Genomic DNA, 9,445 nt, shown 5'->3' on the forward strand with positions numbered 1-9,445 from the left:
TAAACGTCCTGCCTGACCGGCTACTGCTGTTCAGCGGCGCTGACGGCGATCATCAGGTGGGGGAGTTTCAAGTGACCATACCCGGGGGATTTTGACCGACCCACGGGGTGAGTTCATCAGACGAGCCAGGCCCGCATAGCAAGGCGCCAGAGCCTCGGCCCTCGCGCGTGGAGGAGGCTCGACGCATCATCGAGGAATATGCGGACAACCTACGCGAGATAATAAGGAAGCTCCGCCGGCGTCTTAATTGACTTGCACCTTGACGCGTGCGCCTCGGCCGGAGTCTGATCGGCGCCCATGGGGCAACACCAGCACGACATCGACGAGCTCTCGCGCATGGAGCGCATCTGCCTGGATCTGGCGGGTGAAAGCGCCCTGCCCTTGGAGCGCGTCGGCTTGCTGGAGATGGCGGCCAATTATCGGGCTGCGGCGGACAGCCGCGCCCTACGACAGACTTCCCATGCTCTTCCCAAGGCGAATTTCTGGGAAGGTCGGACCGCTCTTTTCTGCCGTAAGTGCTTGAAAAGACTGGTCGGGGCAGCTGGATTCGAACCAACGACCTGCAGTACCCAAAACTGCCGCGCTACCAGGCTGCGCTATACCCCGAATGTCCGGCGAGCCCCGTCGATACACGCTTCCCAAAGCGCCATCAAGCTTTCAAGCCGCCAGCAAGGCGGCAATAACCCCGCCGGGTCGCCCTACTTGGTGCCGAACAGCGGGTGGCCGACGCGGTCGCCGGGACGGATGCCGTATTTCTGCGCCGTTCCCGCCACCACCTCCAGCACGGCCCGCGCGGGTCCCTGGGACGAGATGATCTTGGTCGACAGCGGTTCGGTGTTCTCGGCGATGCGCAGGATGCGGCCGTCGGCGCGGATGAAGATCATGTCGAGCGAGACGTAGGTGTTCTTCATCCACATCGACACTTCCTGCTCGGGTTTGAAGTCGAACAGCATGCCTTTGCCGTCGGCCAGTTCCTTGCGGTACATCAGACCGGTCTGCTTCTCCTCCTCGGTCGTCGCCATTTCCACCGAGAACACCTGCACGCCGTTCTTGGTGACGATCTCGAGCGGCTGGAAGCTGGCGGCGCGCACGGGCGCGCCCGCGACGGCACAGCCGACGACGAGGATGGCGGCCAGCCAGCCCCTTGCAATGGACCAGACGGCCTTTCGGTCAAAATTCATGGGACGGTACTCGAGGGGGCGTGGGACTGGACCAGTCCTTACGCGGCGATCGTGACAAAAGCCAGAGGCGCGCCGGACGGCCTGCGCGCCTCTTGTCACGATTGCGGGAGTTGGTGATCGCCGCTAGTGCGACTGCAATCCCGGCGATCCCGTCTCGGGATGGATCTCGGCCGCCATCATGCCCTTGGAGCCGGGCCCGAAACGGACCAGGACGTATTGGCCGGGCCTCAGCTCGGTCATGCCGAAGCGACGCAGCGTCTCCATGTGCACGAAGATGTCGGGCGTGCCCTCGCCGCAAGTCAGGAAGCCGAAGCCGCGCAGGCGGTTGAACCATTTGACCTGGGCCCGCTCCAGTCCGCTGGTCGCGGTGACCGTGACGTGGGTCCGCGGCGGCAGCATCTGCGCCGGATGGATCGCGGTCGACTCGTCCATCGAGACCACCCGGAAGGCTTGGTAGCCCTTCGCCCGCTGGATGCACTCGACGACGATGCGGGCGCCCTCATAGGCGGTCTGGAAGCCGTCGCGTCTGAGCACGGTGACGTGCAGCAGCACGTCCGGCCAGCCATTGTCGGGAACGATGAAGCCGTAGCCCTTTGAAGCGTCGAACCATTTGATGACGCCGTGAACCTCGACGAGGTTGGCACTGCCTTCACCAAGTCCGCTGAACGGGCTTAGCGCGTTATCGCGACCGCCGCCGTGCTCGCCCACAGCGGGGACTCCGATCTTCTTGGACTCAAATCCGTCCGACGACCCCATAACCCCGGACCCCACACTGCCCATTGCAACCCGCCTCAGCGGCGGCGTCGAATCACGCGTCTTAAGAGAATGTTCTCAATTCGACGCGACGCGAATCTTCCGACTCAAAAGATAACACTCCCGGTTGCGAGGCATAGATAAAAAAGAGATTCGCCGGAACCTATGAACAGCTTGCACAGCCGCGAATCAAACTGCTGCCTCAATTTGCGACAAAGGGCCCGAGGGTCTCGCCGATGTCGTGGCGGATAACGAGGTCGGCGATGTCGTCCTGATCGGTCGGCTCGCGATTGATGATCACCAGACGTGCATCGGCGTTCTTCGCCATCATCGGAAAACCCGCCGCTGGCCACACCACGAGCGAGGAGCCGATCGCGATGAAGAGGTCGCAGGCTTGCGACAGCGCGGTCGCGCGCTGCATTTCGTCGTCGGGCATCATCTGGCCGAACGAGATCGTCGCGGTCTTCACCGGCTCATCGCACGCGGTGCAGTTGGGTGCGCCGCCATCTTCGTCGAAGCGGCGCTTCACCCCGTCGAGCGGATAGGCTTGCCCGCATCCGATGCAGCGCGCATAGGTGGTATTGCCGTGAAGCTCGATGACGTGCTCGGCGGCAAAGCCCGAAGCCTGGTGCAGATTGTCGATGTTCTGGGTGATGACGGCGGGAACCTTGCCGGCGCGGTAGAGCGAGGCGAGCGCGCGATGACCGCGGCCGGGCCTGGCCGCGGCAAAGACAGATTCCATCGCAAAGCGGCGGCGCCAGGATTCGTCGCGAGCTTCCTGGCTGGCGACGAATTCGTCGAACGGGATCGGACGGTTGCGCGTCCAAATTCCGCCCGGTGAGCGGAAATCGGGGATGCCGCATTCGGTGGAGATGCCCGCGCCGGTGAACGGCACGATGGTCCTCGACTCGGCGATCATGTCGCCGAGTCGTTCGACGCCGCTGCGAAGATCCGATGCAATCACTCGCGGCCTCCAGTGTTGGCCTTGCGCTGGCCGCACCATGCGCAAGCGACAAGATCGTTGACGCTGTTATCCACTGCCGCGTGAGAATCGCGCAAGCGCGGTCGGCAATTTTTTCCGACCTTCGCTTATCACAATCCTGCAATGCCTCCTCCCCATTGACGCCCCAATCAGAAGCGCCAATGCATGTGTTAACGCGACTCAACGTGATTGCGGCGGCAGTGCGTGAGTTCGGCCGTGCACACATATTGGAGTGCACAGATACTGACGTGTAGAGGGGATTTGACATGACCGAAGACGAACAACGCAAAATCCGCGAACGCGAAGAGATCGCCGCCCGTGTCGCCGCCTTCCGTGCCACCCAGGAAAAATTCCAGCGCGAGCGCGAAGAGTATTTCGTGTCGACGCTCGACAATGCGCGCAAGGTGGAGCGGCCCTCGCTCTGGCCATAAAGGCACCTCCGATCGCCACGCATGAAAAAAGCCCGGAGCATCGCTCCGGGCTTTTCACTTGGTCAGCCGTTACCAGTGGCGGTAGTAGTAGTGGCGCCGGGGGTAGTACGGCCCATCGCCGTAATAGGCATACGGGCCGGGGCTGTAATAGGCGGGCCCGCCATAATAGCCGTACGGATGCGACGCGGCGATCGCGCCCGCGGTGATCGCGCCGGCGGCGAGGCCGAATGCGAGGCCCGGGCCAATGCCGCGACCACGCGCCTCTGCAGGCGCAGGCGCCGCGACCGCGGTCACGCCGACGGCCGCAACGGTGGCCAGAACTGCCAGTGTCTTCTTCATGACTCTCCTCCTTCGCGTCTCGTGGGGACAACGTCGCCGGCCCGCGATGGTTGCGCGCAGGAGTGGAACCCGGGCGGCAGAAAAATATCGGCACGAGCGGAACGAAAGCCGGTTCGGGCGAATTGCATCTGCGAGTGCGGAAGCCTCCGCTATCCGGTTGAGGCAACAGCACGATGCCCCGTCAGCATCTCCGCGATGCTGGCGGGGTTTTTGGTTTCACGGAAGGCAGCAGACATCAATGGCTGCCAACGGGACGGGTTCCGAGGAGGACACATTGCCGCTTTCCGCTTTGCTGGGGCGCATCCGCAGGCTCGTTCCCAAATCGCGCGACCAGCATTACGACGAGATCGTCCGCAACTTCGGTGTCGGCGCGCTGCGCCCGCCGCCGACGCCGATGAGCGACGGCGAGCTGGCGCGGGCCATCGTCGAGTTCCTCAAGGAGCAGCCCTCGAGCGCGTCCGTGGCGACCCTCGGCCGGCGGCTGGACCCCTCCTCTCCACTGTAAGCGGGTTTGTTTCTGGCGAGCGTGGAACAAAGATTTCCCGCGCACGTTGAGTCCTCTTCACGCAAGAAGGGACCCGACATGCCCGCGTGGCTTGAAGTTCTGCTCAACCTGTCCGGCTATGCCGGCTTCGTCGCGCTTGCGCGCCGCGGCACCGCGTGCCCGGGCCATTCCGCCGACGACCGCACCTATGGTGACGAGCGCTAATTGGTGTGGGGCGCCTGGCCTGCCGTGCGGACCAGCCGGTCGGCCTTGACCGCGACGCGCGTGTCCTCGAACTGCGGCCGCAGCGAGAAGCTGATCACCACGAAGGCGAGGCAGAACAGCGAGCCGACGACGGCGACGCGCCGGTAGGTCTGGCGGTCGCCCTGATAAAAGGATGGTTCTGAAAAAGGTGTCATGCAAACTTGCTTCTTGGCAAAGTCGTTTCTTGTCCTTGCCAAGACACCTATCCCAAGCAGCCGCGAGCGCAACGCGATTGGGGTTTTAACCTAACCGAATAGGGTTATCGGCTTTCCCGCAAATTTTCGTTAGGAGTTTGCGCAAGGCTTGAGACATCTGCCCTTGAGATCCCGGCGCGCCGCTTCAAACCGCCTCCGCACCAGAACTCCTGAACGGGTACGGCTTTGTTCCAGCTTCGCCTGCATTTCGTTCTCGGAGAACGAATCGGAATCGAAGAAATCGGCGCGGAGCAACTCTTAACAAGTGGTGCGGATCGTCGCGAAAGCGAACGCGCGATCGCAGCGAAAGCCCGATCACGCCGTATCTTCGGACTTCAGTGGCGGCGGCACCTGCGGCACCGAGGGCCTGCCTTGGCGCAGCCGCTTGTGCCTGTCGGACCAGAACACTTTGACGATCTCGGCGAGAAACCAGCACGCATCCATGTCGCTCTCCCTCGCCTCATTCCGTAGCGAGAAGACGAGCGCGGGACCGTGCGAAGCATCACGCGCACGCGCGGCGACAAGGCCTGTCCCGCATCGACACAGAAGGCACGCCTTGTTCTGCATCCGACTCCATTTCGTTCGCAAAGAACGAATCGGAGTCGAGCAAATCAGCGCGGCGCGACTCCTAACGATCGATGAAGGCGCGCGCCGTCACGGCTTCATCGGCAAGATTTTCAACGGCGGACGGGAGCGCACTTACTGGATCGCCGTCGTGGCCCGCCGGCGCGCCTCACGCCGCTCGCTTGGCGTTGGCCTTCTCGGAAAAACATTCGAGGATCTGGATGCGGAGCTCTTCGGCGGCCGGCCCCTCGACTTTCCTCAGCTGATTCCAGAGCCTGATCACTTCGCGCTGTTTCTCGACGGTCATGAGTCACCTCCAACGTGATGACCAACTAGAACAAAATGAGAACAAAAAGTCCAGCCCCTCGCGCGCGATTTCCACGCACATCGCCTCAAGCCTTGCTCGCGCTGCGCGGCCCCCTGAAAGCTGGGGATTTCCGCGCCCGGCCACGGGCAGCGCCGCCTGACGAACATGGTCCGTCGCCATGGCGGGTTGCTTTTTGGATTTTCAACCTTAAGTTCGAGGCGCTGGCGGTCAGGCGCTGAAATCCCAACGCCGCCGGCCAAGAGAGCCCCGTGCGCAAGCGCGGGGTTTTTCTTTTGGGAACGCGCCGCCGCCCTCCCCGTTAGCCATTCCGGAGCGAGGGACCGTGACCAGGAAATTTTACGCCGTCGAGGTGGTTCGTCAGATCGAGGAGACCGTGGAGATCATGGTCGAGGCCCCCGACGAGACCACAGCGCACGATGCGGCGCTTGCGCACCTCAAGGCGCGCGGCTCCGAATATCAGTGGCTCAATCCCAAATGCGAATTCATCGTCTGGCGCGAGCGCCAGATCGATCCGCCGGCGATCATCGATGTGTCGGTGCCGCCTGAGTAGCGGCCGGAACGAATGTCCCCGCCCCGCATTGTCAGGCTTGAATTCAGTGGTGCTGGCGGCTGTGCGACGCGGCCGTCCAGCTTTGAGAAGCCCCGGTCCCCAACGCCGGGGTTTTTCTTTGCGGCGCGTTCGAACAACAAGGCAGCGAACAACAAAGCAGCCACACGGGCGTTACACCGGGTGGCTGCTTTGACGACTGTCAGCTTCGCGCAAGATTCCGTCGCCGTCATCTCAACCGCCGAACGCCGGACAACGTTCCGGCGCGCGGCAAATTTTCGTGCGGCCGTTGTTGACCGTCAGACCGGCAAATTGTCGTTCAGCCCAGGCGGGACTTCGCTTTGCGCCGCCCGCTCGGCGAGAAGCAACTTTTCGGCCTCATACCAGAAGGTGTCCATCCTCCCCGCGGGCTCGCCGGCTTCCCGCCAGAGATGATAGGCGCGGTCCCGGATCTGTTCCTCGCTCAGACTGGCCATGTGACGTCTCCCTTTGGGAAGCAAAGCGTGACGATGCCCGAGAGTTCCTTGTCCGTGTCTGACACACCAGCCGGCGGTCGTTGCGGCGCTCCGAGAGAGGGAGCCGCCGCGACGACGTCGCGGGCCCCTTAGACGGAGTCCTTGGCCACCTTCAGCGGCGAGGCCTTCACCGATTTGCTCGCCGGCTTCGCCGCGAACTGCATCGGCTCCTTGGTGAAGGGGTTGACGCCCATGCGGGCTTCGGTCGCCGGCTTGTTCACGACCGACATCTTGACGAAGCCGGGAATGACGAACTCGCCGGACTCGTTGAGCTCCTTGTAGCCGACCGTCGCCATGTACTCGATGACCGACTTCACGTCGTTCTTCGACAGCTGCGTGCCCTCGGCAATTGCATCAATCAATTGAGTTTTCGTCATCTTCGCCATGTCTGAATTCCTTTTGTGCGGGTGAGCAGAGCCTGCTCAGGACGCGGCTGAACCACGCAAGTGTGATGCCGATTCACGCCGGAGGTCATGAAGTCACGGGGCTTAGAACCCATTGAGGCCCAAAACACAAGCATGGCTTCGGCTGGGGTTCCAGCCTTTCCCGCGAAAGTGTCGCAGCATGCTGCGGCGTTGGCTTTGAACCATTCCGCCGCTGGCGCGTCTAACTAATTGAAGTCCCCAAGCTTCACCCCCATCAGAGAGCCCCGCTTCCCCCAGGCGGGGCTTTCGCTTTTCGTGGCCTGGTGGAGCGCGCCGGCTGTTATATGGTCGGATGTTTCTCGTGAGGGGCTGATGAAGATTGCCATTGTTATCGCCGGCCTGATCGTCGTTGCGGTCGCCGCCCTGGTCGCCATCCAGCCGAAGTTTTTGAAGCCTGCGTCTCTGGCACAGGTCAAGAAGTCCGACATCTTCGGCTTTTCGCCCGGGATGACATTCGAGGAGACCAACAAGCTCGTCACGCAACGTCACTACCGATGCCGTCAGGGTCGAGGTTCGTACATCCTCGAATGCGAAATCAACGGCGCCAAAGTCACGGTCTATAATGACGACGTCGACGCCAGCCACCCCATCCGGCGCGTCCATGCCGCGTTGAACAATCCGGGGCCGCAGGACGCGGCCGTCAAATCGATCTCCGACCAGTTCAACGCTCAACCGACCAGGGACGCCCGCGAGGGATGGACGTGGATCGTCGGCCGTGGGCTCAGGCTGAGCTACGACGGCAGCGCCTTGAAGCTCGTGGACGAGGCCTGGGATAACAGGCTTCGCAACGACGAAGCCAAGCGCTAGGCGCGCTGCGCCGAAATGAGCGGACCGTCACCGCAACCCGGTTATCCCCAGCCAACGCGTCACCTCATCGTGAAACCTGCGGCCCTGCACGCCTTGTTGAGACTTCGGTAACCTAACCCATCCACTCTCCCCGCCAGTATCGTTGCGTTGGAGTAAACCCACAGTGCTGAATTTTGACGAGCTGCGTGAACTCGCGGCTGATGTTCGCGTGTTTGTTGACATCGCCGAGGACAAGGCTGAAGCGCTCAAGGCCGTCATCGCGGCCTACGACGTGGTGCTGGCGATCTTCCCCTCGCAGGAAGGCATGGGCCTCCACGTCATCAAGGGCAAAGAGATCCTGGACAGAATCGCCAACTCGCGGACCCACGCGATCTACAGCCACACGGCGATTGCGGTTCCCGACCTCGAGCACGCACAGATGCTCAAATATCTGACGGCGCCTGTCGAACGGCGGATCGCTGCGTAGTTGCCGACGGCAAGCGCATCCTCACCATGACCGGCGGATAGGAACGGTCGGCTCTCCCGCACATTGACCCATCTCCAGATGAGGAGATGGCAATGAGCGTTGAAGGTAAAGCCAAGGAAGCCGCCGGCTACGTCAAGGAAGAGCTGTACGAGCACGGCAAGTCGCCCGAGAGCCAGAAGAAGGCTCAGGAGGGTCGCGACCTCAGGAACGAAGGCCGCGTCGAAGACGGCAAGCCACCGAAGACGACGAAGCCCGGCACCGGTCACTAGACCGACTTTTGAGAACCGCCCCTGGCTCGTGTCAGGGGCGGCTTTTCATGTGCGCCCCTGCCCCGGACGCAGCGCTCCCGGCGATGCGAAGCATGGTCCAACAACGACGAACGCGCTGCGGCTACGTCCCATCTCGCATGTCCCTGGTCGCGAAGTGACATCCAAACGCCACCAGGACCAGAGCAAACGTCGAGCCGAGCAGAATTCGTAGAGTCGATCCCGTCTCCTGGCTCACGTACCGGACATCGTGCCGGTGCGCGTAGCGTTCAGGATGCGCGGCATCAGGCTCTTGAGGCGAGCTCGTCAAAAGCACCAGCCACGCGACGGTCCCGCAAATCGCCGCAACCCTCGCAATCTTTCCGAGCCTTTGAAGCCAGCGCTTCATGCCGCCCTCATCATGGCGTGGATATCCGCTGCGCCTTTGTCCGGATCAGCCTTCATGGAGCTCCAGGCGGTCGCCGCGCGTCTCAAGTCTTCGGCCCGGCCAGCAGCCTGAGAGCGCTGATAACGCTGAGAACGGCGAAAGCACCGAGAGCGTAGGTGAGTGCATTCACGAGCCAGGAAATGGCAATCCCTGCGAAGCTGGAGCCTCCGACCGCTCCCCAGAACAAATACGCTGCGCTGATGCCGGGCCACTCCAGCGAAAGAAAAGCGAAGTCGGTCAGCGGCTCGATGGCGAGGAGCACCGACGAGATGAGCGCCCCGATGGCCAATGCGATGATGAGGTTTGCCTTCACGGAGAGCATCAAAACCCCAGCAGCCCGGCGAAAACAGGAATGAGGAAATAAGAGCTGGCCCCGGTTGTTTGGACAGCGCCCCGCTGGATTTAAGTGGATTCCTGCCGGGTTATGCTGAACGCGGGGCTTTACGGTTTTGTCGTTGCGTCGGGAGGGCGT

General features: G+C 62.4%; 17 protein-coding genes and 1 tRNA gene. 8 read left to right on the forward strand and 10 right to left on the reverse strand.

Annotated elements, in window-relative coordinates; all coding sequences use genetic code 11:
- Positions 1-529: 529 nt before the first annotated feature.
- The 4 genes from QJT78_RS45255 to QJT78_RS45270 form a co-directional block, all read right to left on the reverse strand.
- Positions 530-606, reverse strand: a tRNA-Pro gene (locus QJT78_RS45255).
- Positions 607-698: 92 nt separating this feature from the next.
- The gene (locus QJT78_RS45260) at positions 699-1,181 is read right to left on the reverse strand and encodes a DUF192 domain-containing protein (RefSeq protein ID WP_028150989.1); all 483 of its coding nucleotides are present in this window, start codon (positions 1,179-1,181) and stop codon (positions 699-701) included.
- A 123-nt stretch (positions 1,182-1,304) separates the two neighbouring features.
- Positions 1,305-1,937 (reverse strand): cold-shock protein, encoded by a 633-nt coding sequence (locus tag QJT78_RS45265; protein ID WP_028150990.1) that lies wholly within the window; start codon positions 1,935-1,937, stop codon positions 1,305-1,307.
- Positions 1,938-2,136: 199 nt separating this feature from the next.
- On the reverse strand, positions 2,137-2,898 hold the full coding sequence (locus QJT78_RS45270) for an NAD-dependent protein deacetylase (RefSeq protein WP_038945367.1): 762 nt from the start codon (positions 2,896-2,898) through the stop codon (positions 2,137-2,139).
- A 284-nt stretch (positions 2,899-3,182) separates the two neighbouring features.
- Between QJT78_RS45270 and QJT78_RS45275 the strand changes: the two genes are divergently transcribed.
- Positions 3,183-3,347 (forward strand): hypothetical protein, encoded by a 165-nt coding sequence (locus QJT78_RS45275; RefSeq protein ID WP_014495457.1) that lies wholly within the window; start codon positions 3,183-3,185, stop codon positions 3,345-3,347.
- A gap of 69 nt (positions 3,348-3,416) precedes the next feature.
- On the opposite strand, the gene QJT78_RS45280 is transcribed toward QJT78_RS45275, so the two are convergent.
- The gene (locus QJT78_RS45280; RefSeq protein ID WP_038945366.1) at positions 3,417-3,686 is read right to left on the reverse strand and encodes a hypothetical protein; all 270 of its coding nucleotides are present in this window, start codon (positions 3,684-3,686) and stop codon (positions 3,417-3,419) included.
- A gap of 238 nt (positions 3,687-3,924) precedes the next feature.
- On the opposite strand from QJT78_RS45280, the gene QJT78_RS45285 reads away from it, so the two are divergent.
- Both QJT78_RS45285 and QJT78_RS45290 read left to right on the forward strand, forming a co-directional pair.
- The gene (locus QJT78_RS45285; RefSeq protein ID WP_193375997.1) at positions 3,925-4,191 is read left to right on the forward strand and encodes a hypothetical protein; all 267 of its coding nucleotides are present in this window, start codon (positions 3,925-3,927) and stop codon (positions 4,189-4,191) included.
- A gap of 78 nt (positions 4,192-4,269) precedes the next feature.
- Complete coding sequence (locus tag QJT78_RS45290) at positions 4,270-4,395, forward strand: hypothetical protein (RefSeq protein WP_085965803.1); 126 nt, start codon at positions 4,270-4,272, stop codon at positions 4,393-4,395.
- Here QJT78_RS45290 and QJT78_RS45295 read toward each other — a convergent pair.
- On the reverse strand, positions 4,392-4,589 hold the full coding sequence (locus tag QJT78_RS45295) for a hypothetical protein (protein ID WP_028150994.1): 198 nt from the start codon (positions 4,587-4,589) through the stop codon (positions 4,392-4,394). The genes QJT78_RS45290 and QJT78_RS45295 overlap by 4 nt on opposite strands.
- Positions 4,590-4,943: 354 nt before the next feature.
- On the reverse strand, positions 4,944-5,072 hold the full coding sequence (locus QJT78_RS45300; RefSeq protein WP_264653539.1) for a hypothetical protein: 129 nt from the start codon (positions 5,070-5,072) through the stop codon (positions 4,944-4,946).
- 112 nt (positions 5,073-5,184) lie between these two features.
- Here QJT78_RS45300 and QJT78_RS45305 point away from each other — a divergent pair, with 112 nt between their 5' ends.
- Complete coding sequence (locus QJT78_RS45305; RefSeq protein ID WP_038945365.1) at positions 5,185-5,517, forward strand: hypothetical protein; 333 nt, start codon at positions 5,185-5,187, stop codon at positions 5,515-5,517.
- Between the two features lie 325 nt (positions 5,518-5,842).
- A complete protein-coding gene (locus tag QJT78_RS45310; RefSeq protein ID WP_028150995.1) occupies positions 5,843-6,070 on the forward strand; it encodes a hypothetical protein in 228 nt (75 codons plus the stop codon).
- Positions 6,071-6,366: 296 nt separating this feature from the next.
- Here the strand turns inward: QJT78_RS45310 and QJT78_RS45315 are convergent, their stop codons facing one another.
- Entirely contained in the window at positions 6,367-6,543 is a 177-nt protein-coding gene (locus QJT78_RS45315; RefSeq protein ID WP_071914188.1) for a DUF2934 domain-containing protein, read from the reverse strand.
- Between the two features lie 128 nt (positions 6,544-6,671).
- A complete protein-coding gene (locus tag QJT78_RS45320) occupies positions 6,672-6,968 on the reverse strand; it encodes an HU family DNA-binding protein (RefSeq protein ID WP_007591377.1) in 297 nt (98 codons plus the stop codon).
- 351 nt (positions 6,969-7,319) lie between these two features.
- Between QJT78_RS45320 and QJT78_RS45325 the strand changes: the two genes are divergently transcribed.
- The 3 genes from QJT78_RS45325 to QJT78_RS45335 all read left to right on the forward strand — a co-directional run bounded on the left by QJT78_RS45325 (position 7,320) and on the right by QJT78_RS45335 (position 8,549).
- On the forward strand, positions 7,320-7,814 hold the full coding sequence (locus tag QJT78_RS45325) for a hypothetical protein (RefSeq protein WP_038945364.1): 495 nt from the start codon (positions 7,320-7,322) through the stop codon (positions 7,812-7,814).
- Between the two features lie 163 nt (positions 7,815-7,977).
- Positions 7,978-8,280, forward strand: a complete 303-nt coding sequence (locus tag QJT78_RS45330) for a hypothetical protein (protein WP_028150997.1) — start codon at positions 7,978-7,980, stop codon at positions 8,278-8,280.
- Positions 8,281-8,372: 92 nt separating this feature from the next.
- Positions 8,373-8,549 (forward strand): hypothetical protein, encoded by a 177-nt coding sequence (locus tag QJT78_RS45335; protein ID WP_014495468.1) that lies wholly within the window; start codon positions 8,373-8,375, stop codon positions 8,547-8,549.
- Between the two features lie 467 nt (positions 8,550-9,016).
- Here the strand turns inward: QJT78_RS45335 and QJT78_RS45340 are convergent.
- Positions 9,017-9,445, reverse strand: a 429-nt coding sequence (locus tag QJT78_RS45340; RefSeq protein ID WP_348652428.1) for a hypothetical protein, incomplete at its 5' end; no start/stop codon positions are given.

Source organism: Bradyrhizobium sp. Mp27 (genome assembly GCF_029953005.1).
Classification (GTDB): Bacteria; Pseudomonadota; Alphaproteobacteria; order Rhizobiales; family Xanthobacteraceae; genus Bradyrhizobium; species Bradyrhizobium barranii.